Origin of the sequence: Sphingomonas sp. PAMC 26621 (assembly GCF_000251145.1) — a bacterium.
In the GTDB taxonomy this organism is placed as follows: Bacteria; Pseudomonadota; Alphaproteobacteria; order Sphingomonadales; family Sphingomonadaceae; genus Sphingomonas.
In genome coordinates, this window is sequence record NZ_AIDW01000013.1 from 66,397 (window position 1) to 84,822 (window position 18,426).

12 protein-coding genes are annotated in these 18,426 nt (G+C 65.5%); 6 read left to right on the forward strand and 6 right to left on the reverse strand.

What is annotated here, in order from left to right:
* Positions 1-94: 94 nt before the first annotated feature.
* Together RI03_RS06350 and RI03_RS06355 are read right to left on the reverse strand one after the other, a co-directional pair.
* A complete protein-coding gene (locus RI03_RS06350; protein WP_010216007.1) occupies positions 95-787 on the reverse strand; it encodes a glutathione binding-like protein in 693 nt (230 codons plus the stop codon).
* A gap of 41 nt (positions 788-828) precedes the next feature.
* On the reverse strand, positions 829-2,055 hold the full coding sequence (locus RI03_RS06355) for an MFS transporter (protein WP_238542294.1): 1,227 nt from the start codon (positions 2,053-2,055) through the stop codon (positions 829-831).
* A gap of 312 nt (positions 2,056-2,367) precedes the next feature.
* On the opposite strand from RI03_RS06355, the gene RI03_RS06360 reads away from it, so the two are divergent.
* From RI03_RS06360 to RI03_RS06380, 5 genes are all read left to right on the forward strand, one after another.
* Positions 2,368-3,585 carry an acyl-CoA dehydrogenase family protein gene (locus tag RI03_RS06360; RefSeq protein ID WP_010216010.1) on the forward strand — a complete coding sequence of 406 codons (1,218 nt, stop codon included), beginning with the start codon at positions 2,368-2,370 and terminating at the stop codon, positions 3,583-3,585.
* A gap of 108 nt (positions 3,586-3,693) precedes the next feature.
* On the forward strand, positions 3,694-4,761 hold the full coding sequence (locus tag RI03_RS06365) for an acyl-CoA dehydrogenase family protein (RefSeq protein WP_010216011.1): 1,068 nt from the start codon (positions 3,694-3,696) through the stop codon (positions 4,759-4,761).
* A 215-nt stretch (positions 4,762-4,976) separates the two neighbouring features.
* On the forward strand, positions 4,977-7,754 hold the full coding sequence (locus tag RI03_RS06370; protein ID WP_010162974.1) for a TonB-dependent receptor: 2,778 nt from the start codon (positions 4,977-4,979) through the stop codon (positions 7,752-7,754).
* Positions 7,755-7,878: 124 nt separating this feature from the next.
* The gene (locus RI03_RS06375; protein WP_026046500.1) at positions 7,879-10,239 is read left to right on the forward strand and encodes a ribonuclease R family protein; all 2,361 of its coding nucleotides are present in this window, start codon (positions 7,879-7,881) and stop codon (positions 10,237-10,239) included.
* Positions 10,240-10,361: 122 nt separating this feature from the next.
* The gene (locus RI03_RS06380) at positions 10,362-11,330 is read left to right on the forward strand and encodes a GGDEF domain-containing protein (protein WP_238542295.1); all 969 of its coding nucleotides are present in this window, start codon (positions 10,362-10,364) and stop codon (positions 11,328-11,330) included.
* Between the two features lie 48 nt (positions 11,331-11,378).
* Here the strand turns inward: RI03_RS06380 and RI03_RS06385 are convergent, their stop codons facing one another.
* Entirely contained in the window at positions 11,379-12,536 is a 1,158-nt protein-coding gene (locus RI03_RS06385) for a saccharopine dehydrogenase family protein (RefSeq protein ID WP_010216016.1), read from the reverse strand.
* 307 nt (positions 12,537-12,843) lie between these two features.
* The gene (locus RI03_RS06390) at positions 12,844-14,607 is read right to left on the reverse strand and encodes an ABC transporter transmembrane domain-containing protein (RefSeq protein WP_010216017.1); all 1,764 of its coding nucleotides are present in this window, start codon (positions 14,605-14,607) and stop codon (positions 12,844-12,846) included.
* A gap of 206 nt (positions 14,608-14,813) precedes the next feature.
* Here RI03_RS06390 and RI03_RS06395 point away from each other — a divergent pair, with 206 nt between their 5' ends.
* Positions 14,814-16,031, forward strand: a complete 1,218-nt coding sequence (locus tag RI03_RS06395; protein WP_026046501.1) for a polyhydroxyalkanoate depolymerase — start codon at positions 14,814-14,816, stop codon at positions 16,029-16,031.
* 201 nt (positions 16,032-16,232) lie between these two features.
* Here the strand turns inward: RI03_RS06395 and RI03_RS06400 are convergent, their stop codons facing one another.
* Complete coding sequence (locus tag RI03_RS06400) at positions 16,233-16,712, reverse strand: pyridoxamine 5'-phosphate oxidase family protein (RefSeq protein ID WP_010216020.1); 480 nt, start codon at positions 16,710-16,712, stop codon at positions 16,233-16,235.
* A 460-nt stretch (positions 16,713-17,172) separates the two neighbouring features.
* The gene (locus RI03_RS06405) at positions 17,173-18,351 is read right to left on the reverse strand and encodes an acetyl-CoA C-acyltransferase (RefSeq protein WP_010216022.1); all 1,179 of its coding nucleotides are present in this window, start codon (positions 18,349-18,351) and stop codon (positions 17,173-17,175) included.
* Positions 18,352-18,426: the final 75 nt, after the last annotated feature.

Here is an 18,426-nt window from a genome sequence, read left to right on the forward strand (position 1 = left end):
CGTTTCGAGCGAACTTGAGAAACCCGCGCTGTTCCAGGTTTCTCGACTACGCTCGAAACGAACGGATGGGTTTGGGGTGGGCAGGGAAGCCCCCCTACCGCGTCGTCGCGGTCTGCCCGAACAGGATTTTCTTCGCTTCCTCGGTCATCGGCTTCTGCTCGCTGACCTCGGCCCCCTTGGCGTAGGCGGTGACCGTCGCGGGTCGCGCCGCGATTGCCTCGAACCAGCGCTTCAGGTTCGGGAAATCCTCGAGCTTCTGCCCCTGCCGCTCGTAGGGCACGATCCACGGATAGGCCGCCATGTCGGCGATCGAGTACCTGCCGGTAATGAAGTCGCGCCCCTCCAGCCGCCGGTCGAGAACGCCGTATAACCGATTGGTTTCCTTGACGTAGCGGTCGATGGCGTAGGGGATCTTCTCGGGCGCATAGCCGCTGAAATGGTGGTTCTGCCCAAGCATCGGGCCGAGCCCGCCCATCTGCCACATCAGCCATTGCACCGTCTCGGTCCGGCTGCGCAGGTCTGTGCCGATGAACTTGCCGTATTTGTCCGCCAGATACAGCAGGATCGCGCCGGACTCGAAGATCGCCACGGGCTCGCCGCCATCCGCGGGCGCGTGATCGACGATCGCGGGCATCCGGTTGTTGGGCGCGATCCTGAGGAACTCGGGCTGGAATTGCGCGCCGGTCCCGATGTTGACGGGCACGATGCCATAGTCGACCCCGGCCTCTTCGAGGAACAGCGTGATCTTGTGGCCATTGGGCGTGGGCCAGTAATGCAGGTCGATCATGCGCGCGCTCTTGTGATGTCGCTCGGGAAATGGGGAAGCCGTCATGCCTCCGCAATCGCGTCCGGCGCGGGCGCGACACGGTCCAGCACTTTCCATAGGACGATGATCAGCGCGGCGAAGGCGAGCAGGGCGGCGAGCAGGAACGCCGCGCCGACGAACCCATGGTCGAGCCCGGCCGCGAGCGCCTGCTTCATCAGCAAGGGGCTGATGATCGTCGCGATGCTCCCGAGGCTGCCCAGCCCGCCCTGCAACGCGCCCTGCCGCTCGGGGCCGGCCATCCGCGACAGCAGCCCGTTGACCGCCGGGCCGACGAACCCCGACAGCGCCGCGAGCGGCATGATCGCATAGGCCTGCCACCCCGCGCCGATGAAGGCGAACAGCAGAAACCCCGTTGCATCCGCCGCCAGCCCGATCACCAGCGCGCGCCGGTCGCCGATCCGCGCGATGACCGGGCCGACCACCGCCGCCTGCATCACCGCCATCACCAGACCGATATAGGCGAGGCTCCACCCGATCGCAGTCGGGCTCCAGTGGAAGCGGATCGTCGCCCAGAATGCCCAGGTTGCCGGATAGACCATGTGCGCGAGCTGGTAGACGAAGCATGCCGCGAGCAGCGGCGCGGCAATGCGGATGGCGAACAATGGCTTGAACGCGCCGACGATATGCGCGTCGCGCCAGCGGAAGGCACGGCGGTTCTCGCGGCTGTGCGTCTCGGGCATGGCGACCGCCATCGCTGCGGCATTACCGAGCGCAAGCAGCGCCGCCGCGATGAACGGCGCGCGCGGGCCGAACCCCGCCAGCAGCCCGCCGATCGCGGGGCCGATCACGAAGCCGATCCCGAAGGCGCCGCTGATATAGCCGAAGGCGGCGCTGCGGCGGTCGGGCGGGGTGCCATCCGCGATCACCGAACTCGCCGGGCCGTACACCGCGCCCGCGATCCCCGCGACGGTCCGCCCGACGAACAGCCACGCGAGCGACGGCGCGACCGCCATCAGCGCATAGTCCGCCCCGAACGCGAGCATCGACGCGATCAGCACCGGGCGCCGCCCGAAACGGTCGCTGAGGTTGCCAAGCACCGGCCCCGCAACGAACTGCGCGAGCGCGAAGGCGACGAGCATGTACCCCGCCACCCGCGTCGCGGCTTCGAGGTCGATATGGCCGAGATGTTGCAGCAGCGTCGGGAACACCGGGATGACGATGCCGAAGCCGATCGTATCGATCAGCACGGCGGCGAGCACGATCGGCATGGCACGACTGGTTGCTGGCATTTCGCAGGTCCCCCCCGGGATGGGGAGTTTACGCGGAGTTTGCGCGCGCGCGACTCTTTTCGTCACGCTGGCGGAACGACGGGTTGCTTACAATTTCGTCATGCCGGGCGCGTCCCGGCATCCACCGCAGCGCGCGTCCTGCCGCGGTCGCATGCAAACCACGGTGGATCCCGGGCCAAGCCCGGGATGACGGCGAAGGGGAGCGTGCCAGGACTGGAGGAAAAGAGCGTACCTCCCCTTCCCATTTTCCCGAAACTATGGCATCGCGCCGCCATACCCGATCTTCAGTTTTTGCAACCAAGGACAGGTTTCATGGCAACCGCGCCCGAACTCGACACTCCAGCGACTGCGCTCGACGCCTTCCGTGACGAGGCGCGCGCGTGGCTTGCGGAGAATTTTCCGCCCGCGCTCAAGGGCAAGGACAATGCAATGTCCGCGCTCGAAGGCCCGAGCGATCCTTCCGCCGACGAAATCGCATGGCAGAAGGCGATGGGTGAGAAGGGCTGGGGCGTCCCCGGCTGGCCCGCGGCGTACGGCGGTGGTGGCCTGAGCAAGCCCGAGATTCGCGTCCTGCAGGAAGAGATGGCGCGGATCGGCGCGTGGAACCCGATCGGCGGGATGGGCGTGATGATGTTCGGGCTGACGCTGCTCGAATATGGCACCGAGGAACAGAAGCGCGAGCATATCCCCGCGATCGCCAAGGGCGAAGTCCGCTGGTGCCAGGGGTATAGCGAGCCCAATGCCGGGTCGGATCTCGCCAACGTCCAGACCTTCGCCGAGGATGCGGGCGACTATTATGTGGTCAACGGTCAGAAGACCTGGACCAGCGGCGGGCAGTGGGCCGACAAGTGCTTCGCGCTCGTCCGCACCGACAAGACGCAGAAGCACGGTGGGATCAGTTTCCTGCTGCTCGACATGACCGCCCCCGGCGTCGACGTGAAGCCGATCCGCATGATCTCGGGCCAGTCGCCGTTCTGCGAGACCTTCTTCACCGACGTGAAGGTGCCCAAGGGCAATCTCGTCGGGCGCGAGGGGCAGGGTTGGGAAATCGGCACGCGGCTGCTCCAGCACGAACGTTCGAGCCTGTCGGGCGGCGGGTCCGCCTCGCGGCTGTTCGCGGGCAAGCCGGTCAACGCGCTCGCCAAGGACTATCGCGGGACGGACGCCGACGGCCGCGTCAACGACAGCGATCTGCGGATGCGGATCGTCCGCCACGAGATGGACGCGCGCGCCTTCGCGCTGACGCTGCGGCGTGCCGCGCTCGAGGCGAAGTCCAACCAGGGGCCGTCCGCCGCGACCTCGATCATGAAGAACGTCGGTGCGCGGATCACGCAGGATCGCGCCGAATTGTCGATCGAGATCATGGGCATGGCCGGGCTCGGCTGGGAAGGCGATGGCTTTACCGACGCGGAGCTCGAGCAGACCCGCACCTGGCTGTGGGGCAAGGCGGTGTCGATCTACGGCGGCTCCACCGAGATCCAGAACAACGTGATTTCCAAGCGCATCCTCGGGATGCTGGACCACCAATAATTCCAGTTAGGCGGCCGCGATGCGCGGCGCGCCGGAGAGGGGCGGGGTGAAGGATGGCTGAAGCCATTCTCCCCCGTTTTCTCACCAATATCATCGGGGGATAGCGACATGGCCGTACTCAACGACGAACAGACGATGCTGCGCGACATGGTGCGCGAATGGGCGGACAATGAATCGCCCGTCTCCGCGTTCCGCAAGATGCGCGCGGCGGAGCCTGCAGAACGCTATGACCCCGCTGCCTGGTCGACGCTGGCGGAGATGGGGCTTGCCGGAATCGTGATCCCGGAAGCGTTCGGCGGCACCGGCTTCGGCTATCTCTCGCTGGGGCTGGTGCTGGAGCAGCTCGGACGCAATCTTGCCGCGTCTCCGCTCGCCGCGAGCGCCGCAGCGGCGAGCGCGATCGTGCTGGGCGGTTCCGATTCAGCGCGGAACGACTGGTTGCCGCGGATCGCCAGCGGCGAAGTCGTCGCGACGCTGGCGGTCGACGAGGGGCCGGTGCATGCGGTCGATGGACTCGCCACGCAGGTCGTGGACGGCAAGCTCACCGGCACCAAGGCGTTCGTTGCGGAGGGCGACAGCGCGACGCTGTTCGTCGTTGCCGCAGCGGACGGACTGTATCTCGTCCCCGGCGACGCCGGCGTATCGCGCAGCACGCGCGTGATGGCCGATTCGCGCAGCCACGCCGAGATCCGCTTTGACGCCGCGCTGGCGGAGCGCCTCGGCGATTCGAAGTTCAGCCAGCAAGTGGTTGATCGCGCTACCGCAATCACCTGCGCCGAAATGCTCGGCATGGCGGAACAGGCGTTCCATACCACCAACGACTATCTCAAGACGCGCACCCAGTTCGGGCAACATCTGTCGACCTTCCAGGCGCTTCAGCACCGCATGGCCAAACTCTTCACCGAACTCGAGCTGATGCGCTCCGCAGTCGAGGGCGCGCTCGAGGCGATCGACGCGGGGCGGTCGGATCTCGACCAGTCGGTCAGTCTGGCGAAGGCGATCGCGAGCGATACGCTCAACCTGATGAGCCGGGAGATGATCCAGTTGCATGGCGGGATCGGGATGACCGACGATTACGATGCGGGCTTCTACATCAAGCGCGCGCGCGTGCTCGAATCGATGTGGGGCAATGCCGCGTTCCATCGCGAGCGGTTCGCCCGGCTCAACGGCTATTGAGCGACCCTCATCCGTTCGTACGATGTCGTGGCATGAACATGGTTTAGAAGGTTCGTTCTGGCCGTAGCGGACGCATTCCCGATATGTCTTTTCTGCAACACAGCCGTCACATCGCGTCAACAAGCGGTTTTCCGTGCTTGACGGCACGTTCTGCAAGGGGCATTCGAGGATAGGGTACGGAGCCGATCAGCGCTCCGATCCGGGGAGAGATAAAGATGCCCAATACGCGGTATTTGGTGGCGTGCGCGCTTTCTGCTCTGGCGATCGGGACGGCCAGTCCCGTCCTCGCCCAGCAAGCGCCCCCACCTGCGGACACGCCTGCACCCGCGCAGGCCAGCGAAACCACCAACAGCCAAGACGATGCCGGGCAGGACATCATCGTCACCGCGCAGGGTCGCGCGCAGTTGCTCGCCAACGTGCCGGTCGCGGTGTCGGCGGTTTCGGCAAGTTCGCTCGCCAATTCGGGCGCGAACGACATTCGCCAGTTGAGCCAGCTCGCACCATCGTTGCTGATGTCCTCCACCGGGTCCGAAGCCAATGGCTCGCCGCGGATCCGCGGGATCGGCACGGTCGGCGACAACCCCGGGCTGGAAAGCTCGGTCGCGGTGTTCATCGACGGCGTCTACCGCTCGCGCGCGGGTATTGGTCTGAACGAGCTCGGCGAGATCGACCGGGTCGAGGTGCTGCGCGGGCCGCAGGGGACACTCGGCGGGCGCAATGCGTCCGCAGGGGTCATCAACGTCTTCTCGAAGAAGCCGAGCTTCACCTTCGGCGCGAACGGCGAGGCGACCTACGGCAATTACGATTATTACCGCCTCGCGGGCGCGGTCAACGTGCCGCTGACGCAGACGATCGCCGCGCGGGTCGATGCGGTCTACGTCAACCGCAAGGGGTTCTATAACGACCCGACCAACAAGATCGACATCAACAATCGCGACCGCTACTTCATCCGCGGGCAAATCCTGTACCAGCCCAGCGCGGACTTTTCGCTGCGGCTGATCGGCGATTACACGCATCGCAACGAACGCTGCTGCGCCGCAATTTATGTCGACAATTCGGTCAATCCCTCCGTCGGCAATCTCAACAACCCGTCGACCCCGCTGTCGCCGCTTCAGACCACCGGCAACAACATCATCAACGTGCTGCGCGATCTCGGGCAGCCGCTGTCGAAGCTGACCAACGCGGGCTATGACCGCAATGTGAGTGTCAGCCCGGGACGCAGCTTCGGCGGCATCACGACCGACAAGGGCATTTCGGGGCAGATCGACTGGCGTCTCGGCGGGATCAACCTGACCTCGATCACCGCGTATCGCGAATATAAGAGCGATCAGGGGTCCGATACCGACTATAGCCAGGTCGACATTCTGTACCGTGCGGCAGACGGCAATTCGGCGCGCCAGTTCAAGACCTTCACGCAGGAACTGCGGTTGCAGGGCAATTTGTTCGACAACAAGCTCGACTGGCTGGTCGGCGGCTATTTCGCGAACGAGGACCTGACCGTTACCGACAATCTGCGGTTCGGCAGCCAGTACGGCCGGTTCGCGACGTGCCGGATCGTGTCGGGCGGTGGCCTTGCCGCGCTCTACTCGCCGACCTCGCCGGGCTGCCTCGGCGCGCGACCTGCGGCGTTCGGTGCCGCCTCGCCGTTGATCTATGCGGCGTTCGACCGGCTCGACAGCATCAACGACAAGGGCTCGACGCTCGATCGCTACACCCAGAACAGCCGCAACTACGCGATCTTCACGCACAACATCTTCCATCTGACCAGCCGGCTCGATGTCACGCTGGGCGTGCGTTACACCAACGAGACCAAGAAGTTCGCGGCGACCTTCGGCAACGACAATACGGCGTGCGTCGCCAACGAGGCCGCGCTGACGTCGCTCCTGTCCAACGCAGCCCTGGGGGCGGTGGCGCAAGGCCTGGTCGGCCTGTCGTGCCAGGGCAATTCGACCGCCGAGCTCAACGGCGTGTCGATCAACAGCAAGCGCAGCGAGGATCGTTTCAGCGGAACCGGCATCCTGTCGTGGCGGCCGTTCGACCACATGCTGCTCTACGGCAGCTATTCGCGGGGCTATAAGGCGGGCGGGTTCAACCTCGATCGCTCGGCGCTCAAGAACCCGATCCAGCTTTCCAACGGCGTGCTGACGACGACCTTCGCCTCGGTCGGCGGCGCGCAGGCGCTGGTCAACAAGCTGCAGTTCGATCCCGAGACCGTGACGTCCTACGAAGTCGGCGCGAAATACGGGACCGGGCCGTTCACGCTGTCGGCGGCAGCGTTCCGCCAGGAGTTCAGCAACTTCCAGCTCAACACCTTCAACGGCACGGTCTTCCTCGTCCAGAACATCAACGGTTGCACCAGCGGCCTGAACGGCGGAGACCGCGATCTCAGCGCGACCACCGGAAGCTGCCCGAGCGGGGACGTCGGCTACGGCGTGCTGTCGCAGGGTGTCGAGCTCGAGGCGTCGCTCGTCCCGATCCGCGATCTGCGCGTCAATCTCGGCGGGACGTATCAGTCGAGCAAGTATCGCAACAATGTCGTCGGCAACAGCAGCGGTGCGCCGCTCGATCCCGCACTGCGCGTGCTGCCGGGCAGGACGCTGTCGAACGCGCCCAAGATCGTCGTGACGAGCTCGGTCGCCTGGACCCCCAAGATCGGCGACAGCGGTCTCTCGGCGCTGTTCTATATCGATAGCCGTCTATCGGACAATTATAACACGGGGTCCGACCTGTTCCCGCAGAAGGCGCAGGACAGTTTCGCCCTATTCAACGCGCGCGTCGGTTTGCGCGGGAAGGACGAGCATTGGTCGGTCGAGTTCTGGGGGCAGAACATCTTCAACAAGAATTACGCGCAGGTCGCCTTCAACTCGCCGTTCCAGGCGGGCACGACCAGCGCGCCGTTCGTCGACCCGCAATATCCCGGTGGCCGGCAGATCTTCTCGCAATATCTCGCCGAGCCGCGCACCTATGGCGTGACGCTGCGGGGCAAGTTCTGATCGCGTAACGCGACATGTAAAGGCGGTTGTGTTCCGCCCACCTCATCGCCGCCGCCTGGAGTAAGCCCCGGGTGGCGGCGTTTTCATGGCTGGCATCGGCGCGTCGCTGCCCTATGGTCGGGCCATGCCCAAGCGTACCCCTAGCATCCCCAAGGGTCTGCCGACCCGCGAGCAGATCCTCGACTTCATCGCCACCTCCGACACCCCCGCCGGCAAGCGCGAGATCGCGCGCGCCTTCGGGCTGACCGCGCAGGACAAGATCCTGTTGAAGGCGCTCTTGAAGGACATGGCCGACGAGGGGCTGATCGACAGCGCCCCCGGCCGCGCGTTCCACAAGATGGGAGGCGTGCCGAAGGTGACCGTCCTGCGCGTCATGGACGTCGACGACGGCGGCAATATCTGGACGGTCCCGGAACGGTGGGACGCCGACACCCCTGCGCCGAAACTGCGCGTGCGCGAGCGCAAGAACGGATCGCTCGGGATCGGCGACCGCGTGCTCGCGCGGACCGAGGAAGCCGGGCAGGGCTGGATCGCGATCCCGATGAAGGTGCTCCCGCGCGGCGAGCAGCTCGTGCTCGGCGTGCTGCGGCAGGAGCCGGGCGGCATGTGGCTGCAGGGCGTGGAGAAGAAGGAGCGGTCCGAGTTCGCGGTGTCCGACGCGGGCGGTGCGCAGGCGGGCGATCTGGTGCTTGCCGAGAAGGCGGGGCGGCCGCCGCGGATCACGGTGCGCGTGACACAGGTGCTGGGCGATCCGTTCGCACCGCGCAGTTTCTCGCTAATCGCGATCCACAAGCTCGGCATTCCCGACGTTTTCTCGGGGGAAACGCTCGACGAAGCGGTGCGCGTCGCGCGCCAGCCGCTGGGGGACGACCGCGAGGACCTGCGGCATCTTCCGATCGTCGCGATCGATCCGGCCGATGCGCGCGATCACGACGATGCGGTGTGGGCCATGCCCGACGACGACCCCGCGAACGATGGCGGCTGGCAGGCGATCGTCGCGATCGCGGACGTGTCCTTCTATGTCCGCCCCGGTTCGTCGCTCGACCGCGAGGCGCGGCGGCGCGGCAACAGCGTCTATTTCCCCGACCGTGTCGTGCCGATGCTGCCCGAGAGCCTGTCGGCGGAGATGTGCTCGCTCAAGCAGGGCGTCGATCGCGCTGCGCTGGTCTGCCATTTGCGGATCGGCAAGGACGGGACACTCAAGAGCTGGCGCTTCACCCGCGCGGTCGTGCGGATCGCGGCGAACCTTGCGTATGAAGATGCGCAGGCGATGATGGATGGTATCAAGCCCCCTCCCTTTAGGGGAGGGGTTGGGGTGGGGCAGTCCAGCAGAACTGAATTCTCTGCGAGGCACGGCCCCACCCCCAACCCCTCCCCTGAAGGGGAGGGGCTTCAGGACGGTTCCGGCGTTAATCCCATCCTCGCCGCGCTCCTCCCGCTGTGGGACTGCTGGCGCGCGCTCAACACGGCGCGCGAGGCCCGCGCCCCGCTCGACCTCGATCTCCCCGAACGCCGCGTGGTACTCGACGAGATGGGACGGATCCTGTCGGTCGCGCCGCGTGAGCGGCTCGACGCGCACAAGTTGATCGAGGATTACATGATCGCCGCGAACGTCGCCGCCGCCAAGGCGCTCGAGGCGAAGAAGGCGCCGGTGATGTACCGCGTCCACGAACAGCCGAGCCGCGAGAAGATCGTCGCGTTGAAGGAGTATCTCAAGACCTTCGGGATCGAGTTCGCGCTCGGGCAGGTGATTCAGCCGCGCACCTTCAACCACATCCTCGCCAAGGTCGCGGAGGACGACATGCGCCCGCAGATCATGGAGCAGGTGTTGCGGACCCAGACGCAGGCCTATTACGCGCCGGTCAATCTCGGGCATTTCGGGTTGGCGCTCGGGAGCTACGGGCACTTCACCTCGCCGATCCGGCGGTATGCCGATCTGCTCGTCCACCGCTCGCTGGTCGCCGCGTACAAGCTTGGTGACGGCGGGCTGACCGAGGGCGAGACCGCTGGGATGGAGCGGATCGGCCAGTCGATCTCGCAGTTCGAGCGCCGCGCGATGGAGGCCGAGCGCGACACGATCGACCGCTATGTCGCTGCGTTCCTGTCGGAGCGTGTCGGCGAAGTGCTCGAGACGCGGATCACCGGGGTCACCAACTTCGGCTTCTTCGCGACGGTCGAGGGCATCGGCGGCGACGGGCTGATGCCCGTGCGCGACATTGGCGGCGAATATTTCCGCTTCGACGAGGCTTCGCGCACGCTGACGGGCGAGCAGAGCGGGACGGTCTACGCCAGCGGGCAGAAGCTGCCGTTGCGGCTCGCCGAGGCGAACCCGGTGTCGGGTGCGTTGCGGTTCGAGATGGTCGAGGGGCGCGGCGCCGCGCCAGGCCGCGAAACGCGCGACCGCAAGCCGGGCAAGCCCGCAGGGCGGGTCCTCAAGCGGCGCGGGCGGCCCGCCAACATCAAACATCAGGGGAAGAAACGGTAGCAGCCGCCGACCCGCGCACTGTGCCTCTATAAAGCGCGGATGGGGGAGACATGGCGAGCCCGCGCGTTGATGAAGAGACAGTGCTGTCAGGTTGTGCGGCACGCGGCCCGGGCGGGTACTGCGTGACCCGTCGATGCGCCCGCGGCGCTGACTCCAGGAGTCTGGAAGCGCACTGGCTCCGGCATTTCGACACGGTCGAACGGCTTGCGGAAATGGGGTCGTGGCGGCTCGACCTGACGAATGCGACGATGGACTGGACCCGGCAGGCGCGGTGCCTGTTCGGGATCAGTCCTGACCGACCCGGTCCGCCTTGGCATCGTTTCCTCCTCTTTTTCCCGGTGAACGACCGGATGGTCCTGATGCAGGCGATTGACCGCGCGATCGACACCGGCATGAGTTTCGAAGTCGAGGCCGAGATCGTCACACAGACGGGCCGTCGCCGCCGATTGCGCAACGTCGGGGAAATCGATGGCGGCGGGGGGCCACGCCCGACGCTGGTTTGCGTCTGTCAGGACATCACGGTTCGGCATGAGATCGAGCGCGCGCTCGAGCGGAGTGCGATGGTCGACGAACTGACCGGGATCGCCAACCGCGCCGCCCTCAACATGTTCCTGACCGAGCAGATCGAGCAGCGCATCGGCGACGCCGGGTTGGCGGTCGTTCTGATCGACCTCGACAATTTCAAGCGCGTAAATGACACCTACGGTCATCAGGCCGGCGACGATGTCCTCCAGCGCGTTGCCCAAACATTGGTCTCGCAAGGCGAGGGATTCGGCTTTGTCGCTCGCCTAGGCGGCGACGAATTCGTCCTGGCGATCACCGAGGCGGAAAGGATCGCGACGGTTCGTACGGTTCTCGCCAAATTGCTGGCCGACCTGACGATCGAGGTGAACGGGGGGGCGGGGCCGATCACGGTTCGCGCGACCATGGGCGCGTGTCTGTTCGATCAGGGCATCACGACACGCAGCGAAATCCTGCGGCGCGCGGATCTGTCGCTCTACAACGCCAAGGCGCTCGGCAAGGGCAGAGCAATGGTCGCGGGCGACCTGCGTCCTATCCTGCCTATGACGACGGACGGACGAGCCTCCTAGACGTTTCGGCGGGCAGGAACTCAGGAGCGCTAGACGCCGCTCCGATCGTCATCCCGCGCGGAACGTCAGCCCCGCCCTGGCCTGCAACCGGTCCGTCAGCACGCGCCCCATCAGCGCGCCCGGGGTCCAGATTCCGCCGGCGCCGGTCACGTCTTCGACCAGGCAACGTGCGGTTTGGGCGATCATCTTGCTGGTCGAGCCATAGCCCGGGTCCTTGTCGCCAGTGACGACGCAATCCAACCGCTCGCCGCCCGGCCCTTCGCCGATGAACAGCAGGTCGTAGAAGCCCGCGTCGCGTTCCTCCCGCGACGGGCCTTCGCCGGGCTTCGGCCCCTTGTCGCTGGAGAGCGGATTGATCTTGGCGATCGCTTCCGCGGCGGCCTTGCCCATTTCACCGAGTCCGGGCGCGACCATCATCTCGTCATAGACGAACCCCGGACCGTACGCATCGCCGAGCAGGAAATTGGTGCGATGGACGTTCTTGGTGTTGATCGGCGCCATGATGAAGGGGGCGACCCACGCCTCGATCGTCTTGTCATATTCCGGCAGCAGCCCACGCGGTTGCGACGGTCCTTCGAACCCGGGGGTCAGCGCGAACGGATTGACGAGCAGCCCGACCACCGACGGATCCTTTGCCGCCGCCGCCAGCGTCGCCTTCAGGCTGGCGGCGGTGCCACCCGAAAAGCCACCCTGCATCTTGCGCACGCGACCTTTCACGCGGGACAGGGGGTGGCCGAATTTCGCTTTCGCCGCGTCCTGTAGGCTCAGCACGCCGAGATCGAACGGGATCGAGTCGAACCCGCAACTGAACACGATTCGCGCGCCGGTGCGCCTGGCGGTTTCGTGATGTGCGTCGATCATGTGGCGCATCCAGGCGGGTTCGCCGCACAGATCGACATAGGCGGTGCCTGTCTCGGCGCAGGCCGCGACGAGGTCGCTGCCGTACAACTGATACGGTCCGACGGTCGTGAGCACGACGTTGGTGCGGTTGCAGAGCGCGCGGAGCGCGGCGGGGTCGTCGGCGTTGGCGGTGATCAGCGGGGTGTCGCCGGGCGCGCCGATCGCGTCGCGGACCTGCTCGAGCTTGGTCAGCGAGCGGCCCGCCATCGCCCAGCGTGGCGCGCCGGTGGCGAGGAGATATTCGGCGACGAGACGTCCGGTGAAGCCGGTTGCTCCGAAGACGATGATGTCGAAGTCGCGCGCCATGTGACCCTCCGTTGTGCGGTCCGGATGCTGTTGCCCGGTTGCGCGGAGTGTGCGGCATGGTTGCGGCGGCGACAAGCCTGTGAAGCTGGGGATCGGTTAGCAACATGGTGGCTGCCCGCCGAGGGGACATCCGCCTAGTCTTAACACTCCCGTCACCCTGAACTCGTTTCAGGGTCCACCGCGCCACGATGACGGACCGGGCCCGTTGCACAGTGGATGCTGAAACACGTTCAGCATGACGGCTGGGGGGCTACTGCGGGGTGACGGGCCGCATCACCCCGGCGAAGGCCGGGCCGTCCCGTTCATGTCACGCCGCCTCGTTGAACTGCAAACTCGCGAGCCGCGCGTACAGGCCGTTCTCCCCGATCAACGACCCGTGCGACCCTTGTTCGACGATCTGCCCGTCGCGCATCACGATGATTCGCTTCGCCGCACGGACGGTCGCGAGGCGGTGCGCGATGACGAGCGTGGTGCGGTCGGTCATCAGCCGCTCGAGCGCTTCCTGCACCAGCCGTTCGCTCTCGGCGTCGAGTGCGCTAGTCGCTTCGTCGAGCAGCAGGATCGGTGCGTTGCAGAGCAGCGCACGTGCGATCGCGACTCGCTGGCGCTGCCCGCCCGAAAGCCGCGCACCGCTTTCGCCGAGGAAGGTGTCTAGTCCGTCGGGCAATTTGCGCAGGAATTCGGCGGCGTTGGCGGCCTCGGCGGCGGCCCACAGCTCGTCGTCGCGCGCGTCCCACCGGCCATAGCGGAGGTTGTCGCGCGCGGTAGCACCGAAGATGACGGTTTCCTGCGGCACCATCGCGATCCGCGCGCGGATCTCGGCGGGGTCGGCGTTGCGCAGATCGACCCCATCGATCCGGACCGAGCCGGCGTCGGGATCGTAGAAACGCTGGATCAACTGGAACAAGGTCGTCTTGCCAGCGCCCGACGGACCGACGATCGCGACCGTCTCGCCACTTGCGATGTCGAGCGAGAAATCGTGGAGCGCCGCGACGTCCTGCCGGGTCGGGTAGCGGAATTCGACGTGATCGAAGGTCAGCGTGCCGCGCGCCGGGACGGGGAGCGTCGCCGGTGCGGCGGGCGCGCGGATCTCGGGTTCCTCGTTGAGCAGCTCGGCCAGCCGCTCGGCCGCGCCCGAGGCGCGGAGCAGATCGCCATATACTTCGGTCAGCGCGCCGAACGCGCCCGTCACCAGGCCGGCGGTAAAGATGAACGCGGTCAGCGCGCCGCCGGTCAGCCGCCCGGCGGAGACGTCCGACAGGGTCGACCACATCAGCAGCGTGACTGCACCGAACAACAGCCCGATCACCAGCGCGGTCATGAGCGCGCGGATCCGGATGCGGCGCTTGGCAGCGGTGAAGCTGCGCTCGACCGCGCCCGCGAACCGTTCGGATTCGCGCCGTTCCTGGCCGAAGGCCTGGACGATCTTCATCGCGCCGAACGTCTCGACCGCCATCGCGCCAATGTCGGCAATGCGATCCTGGCTTGAGCGCGAGTAGCTCTGGACCCGCCGCCCGAGCAGCATGATCGGCAGCACGACGATCGGGATACCGATGATCAGCATCCCCGCGAGCTTGGGCGCGAGCGCGAACAGCGAGATGATCCCGCCGGTCCCGGTCAGCACGTTGCGCAGCGCGACCGAGACGGTGGTGCCGACCGCGCTCTCGATCTGCGCGGTGTCCGACGTGAGGCGCGAGGCGACTTCCGAGGGGCGGTTCTCCTCGAACCAGCGCGGCGCGAGCCGCAACAGGTTCGCCTGCACCGCCGTGCGAATATCGGCGACGGTCCGTTCGCCCAGCCACGAGACGAAATAGAAGCGCACCGCCGTCGCGACCGCGAGCACCGCGACCAGCGCGAACAGGCCGTAGAAGACCTGGTTGATATGATCGGGGTTGCCGCCGTGGCTGAACCCCTGGTCGATCACCGACTTGAACGTCCACGGAATGTACAGCGTCGTTGCCGAGGTCGTCAGCAGGGCAAGCAGCGCGATCGCGATCTGCGCGGGATAGCGCGACCCGAAATGCCAGATCATCAGGAGATTGCTGAGCTTGCGACGCCCCTCCCGCGGCATGTCCTTGGACGGTATGTCTGACGTCGGAGCGGCTTGTACGGGATCTGCCATGCGCTTCGCCTAGCAGGGACCGTGGGCCGCCTCAATCGGCGTGCATCATAATCCTCGGCCGTGCGTATTGATATGATGCAGATGCGCCGCCCGTTCGTCGCATCACCGTATTAAGATGGATAGAATCGTAGATACGGTATGCTAGAAGGCCGGCCATGCTCTATAACGCTTACGAAATTCAGAAATCCATGCTCGCCGGGGCGAGCGCCATGGCCGACTTCAGCGCAGGCTGGCTGAGCAATCCGGCCAATCCGTTCGCCTATTTCGGTGGCGGGGCGGTGATGGGTTCGGCGCTCGAAGTGTTCGCGCATGCCGCCGCCCCGCGCGGCAAGCCGGCGTTCGGTCTGGCCTCGACCGAGGTGGACGGCAAGACCGTCGCGGTTACGGAAGAGATCGTCATGCGCAAGCCGTTCGGCCAGCTCAAGCGGTTCGTTCGCGAAGGCGTGGAGAGCGGGCCCAAGCTGTTGATCGTCGCGCCGATGTCGGGGCATTACGCCACGCTGTTGCGCGGCACGGTCGAGCGGATGTTCCCGGTGGCGGATGTCTACATCACCGATTGGCGCGATGCGAAGCAGGTGCCGCTGTCGGACGGCAAGTTCGATCTCGATGATTACATCGATTATCTGATCGAATTCCTCGAGGCGATCGGGCCGGGTGCGCACATGCTCGCGGTCTGCCAGCCGTCGGTGCCGTGCTACGCCGCTGCCTGTGTGATGAGCGCGGACCAGCATCCGTGCCGTCCCAAGACGCTGACGATGATGGGTGGCCCGGTGGACACGCGCGAGGCGCCGACTTCGGTCAACACGCTCGCGACCGAACGGCCGCACAGCTGGTTCAGCCAGAATGTCATCGCGACGATCCCTGCGTCGCATCCGGGGGCTGGTCGCAAGGTCTATCCGGGGTTTCTGCAATTGGCCGGTTTCATGTCGATGAACCTCGGCAGCCACATGATGTCGCATTACGAGATGTTCAAACATCTGGTCGACGGCGAGGATCTGGAAGCGGATGCGACCAAGCGCTTCTACGAGGAATATCGCTCGGTCTGCGACATGACCGCGGAATTTTATCTCCAGACGATCGACGTGGTCTTCCAGGACCATTCGCTCCCCAAGGGCACGATGACCCACCGCGGGCGCATGGTCGATCCGGGTGCGATCACTGACATCGCGATCCTAGCGATCGAGGGCGAGAAGGACGATATTTCGGGGTTGGGGCAGACGCGGGCGGCGTTGACGATCGCGACGAATTTGCCGGAAGAGAAGAAGCGCTATTATATGGCCGAGGGCGCTGGCCATTACGGGATCTTCAACGGCTCCAAGTGGCGAACCAAGGTCGCGCCGGTGGTCGAGGAATGGATGAAAGCGCACGGCTGAGGCCGGGGCACCGCGCTTTGTCAAAACCGGCGTCACCCTGAACTTGTTTCAGGGTCCACCGTTCAGCAAGTCCAGACCGTGTTTGTTGTGCGGTGGATGCTGAAACAAGTTCAGCATGACGGCGGATGGAAGCACGGGCGGCGCTTCCGCCCCTAGCTTGTGCGGGATCCCGACACGCCGCCAGGATCCCGCAATAACATCCTATGCCGCGGTCGTGCTGACCTTGGCGTGGCTGCTGCTTTCCTCTGCGGTAATCGTGCCGCCGAACAGCATCTTGACGCGACCCGTCAGTGAAATGTCGGTTTCCCACAATTCGGCACTGTCGATGTCCATCCGCAGCAGCGCGAGGTTGGGGTCTTCCTTGCCTTCAGGGAACCATGCCTCGACCTGCTTGCTCCACAGCTTGTCGATCATGCCCTTGTCATTGTCCTGACGGATCGTGCCGGACATGCAGGCGAAATAGTCATGCCCCTTGGACACGAACTGCGCCATCACCTTGCCGCCGTCGGCCAGGCGGTTATCCTTGCCGGTGAAAAAGAACAGCGTGTCGACCAGATCCTTGTCGAGCTGCGCCATCAGCGGCTCGCTGTGCGACGATCCGTCGGCCTTGCCCACCATGAGGTAGGGGCTGTCCGCCATCTTCTTCCACAGCGTCTCTTTGATTTCCTGAGTGTCGGCCATGCGTGTCTCTCCTTAAGGACGGTTCGGGAAGGAAACGACGGGACGCTAGGTTGGTTGCTCTGGATTTTTCGCAGGCTAATCAGCAAGACCTCGTCGCCATTCGGGAAGACGATAGATTGCCGTCATGGCATGATGGACAGACAATTCCCTGCCAAGTTTGCGGATATTTGAAGTCTATATTAGTCATTCGATCGGCGGCAATCCGGCCGCTAAGATGAGAGGTGGACCTATGACGGTCGCCGATCTGTGCCTGCTTCTGGGCGTGCTTTTCGCCTTCACGACCTTGGTCCTGAAGATCATCGAGATGGCACGCAAAGACTAGGGCGCACGGGCGGGGCTCGGTCTAGCAACCGAGCCCCAAACGGATTGAGCCCCGGCCGCTAGCACGACCGGGGCTCGTTATGAGAGGCGCCTATGACTTCGCCAGTCCCTATATAGACGAAAATCGCCTTGAGTTCAATTACAGGACCTCGAACAGACCAGCGGCACCCTGGCCGCCACCGATGCACATCGTCACGACGACGTACTTCGCGCCGCGCCGCTTGCCTTCGATCAGCGCGTGGCCGGTCGCGCGCGCGCCGGTCATGCCATAGGGGTGGCCGATCGAGATCGCGCCGCCCGAGACATTGAGCAGCTCATCCGGAATGCCGAGCTTGTCGCGGCAATAGAGCACCTGCACCGCGAACGCTTCGTTGAGCTCCCACAGGCCGATGTCGTCCATCTTGAGGTTGAACCGCTGAAGCAGCTTGGGGATCGCGAAGACCGGGCCGATCCCCATCTCGTCGGGCTCGGTGCCCGCGACCGCCATGCCGACATACCGGCCAAGCGGGGTGAGGCCGCGCTTCGAGGCGAGCGACTCCTCCATCAGCACCGAGGCGGATGAGCCGTCCGATAACTGGCTGGCGTTGCCCGCGGTCACGTTCATCCCCGGGCCCATCACGGGCTGGAGCGACTGGAGGCCTTCGAGCGTCGTCTCGGGGCGGTTGCCTTCGTCCTTGGAGAGCGTGATCTCCTTGTGCGTGACTTCCTTGGTTTCCTTGTTGGTCACTGCCATCGTCGCGGTGACGGGGACGATCTCCTGGTCGTAATAGCCCGCAACCTGTGCAGCAGCCGTGCGCTGCTGCGACCTGAGCGCATATTCGTCGCACGCTTCGCGGCTGATGTTGTACCGCTTGGCGACGACTTCCGCCGTGCCGAGCATCGCCATGTACACGTCCTTGTGCATCGCGATCAGTTCGGGGTCGGCGGCGAAGCGCATCTGCGGGGTCTGGACGAGGCTGATGCTCTCGACCCCGCCGCCGATGGTGACGTCCATGTTGTCGGTGATGATCTGCTTGGCAGCGGTGGCGATCGCCATCAGGCCGCTGGCGCACTGACGGTCGACCGACATGCCCGGCACGGTGACGGGGAGCCCGGCGCGCAGCAGCGACGTCCGCGCGATGTTGCCGGCCTGATGGCCCTGCTGGAGCGCACAACCGAACACGACGTCATCGACCATGCCGCCTTCGATCCCGGCGCGCTCGACGGCGGCCTTGATCGCGTGGCTGGCGAGAGTCGGGGCGGGGGTGTTGTTGAACGCGCCGCGATAGGCGCGACCGATCGGGGTGCGGGCGGTGGAAACGATGACGGCTGAACGCATCGGACTTCTCCTTTTAAAGCCCCTCCCCTTCAGGGGAGGGGTTGGGGTGGGGACGTGGGATGGAAGCAGCCGGGG

Bases quoted from the DNA above. Each gene is read 5' to 3' on its own strand.
- RI03_RS06350 (WP_010216007.1), bottom strand. From the start codon at position 787: ATGATCGACCTGCATTACTGGCCCACGCCCAATGGCCACAAGATCACG.
- RI03_RS06355 (WP_238542294.1), bottom strand. From the start codon at position 2,055: ATGCCAGCAACCAGTCGTGCCATGCCGATCGTGCTCGCCGCCGTGCTG.
- RI03_RS06360 (WP_010216010.1), top strand. From the start codon at position 2,368: ATGGCAACCGCGCCCGAACTCGACACTCCAGCGACTGCGCTCGACGCC.
- RI03_RS06365 (WP_010216011.1), top strand. From the start codon at position 3,694: ATGGCCGTACTCAACGACGAACAGACGATGCTGCGCGACATGGTGCGC.
- RI03_RS06370 (WP_010162974.1), top strand. From the start codon at position 4,977: ATGCCCAATACGCGGTATTTGGTGGCGTGCGCGCTTTCTGCTCTGGCG.
- RI03_RS06375 (WP_026046500.1), top strand. From the start codon at position 7,879: ATGCCCAAGCGTACCCCTAGCATCCCCAAGGGTCTGCCGACCCGCGAG.
- RI03_RS06385 (WP_010216016.1), bottom strand. From the start codon at position 12,536: ATGGCGCGCGACTTCGACATCATCGTCTTCGGAGCAACCGGCTTCACC.
- RI03_RS06390 (WP_010216017.1), bottom strand. From the start codon at position 14,607: ATGCCGCGGGAGGGGCGTCGCAAGCTCAGCAATCTCCTGATGATCTGG.
- RI03_RS06395 (WP_026046501.1), top strand. From the start codon at position 14,814: ATGCTCTATAACGCTTACGAAATTCAGAAATCCATGCTCGCCGGGGCG.
- RI03_RS06400 (WP_010216020.1), bottom strand. From the start codon at position 16,712: ATGGCCGACACTCAGGAAATCAAAGAGACGCTGTGGAAGAAGATGGCG.
- RI03_RS06405 (WP_010216022.1), bottom strand. From the start codon at position 18,351: ATGCGTTCAGCCGTCATCGTTTCCACCGCCCGCACCCCGATCGGTCGC.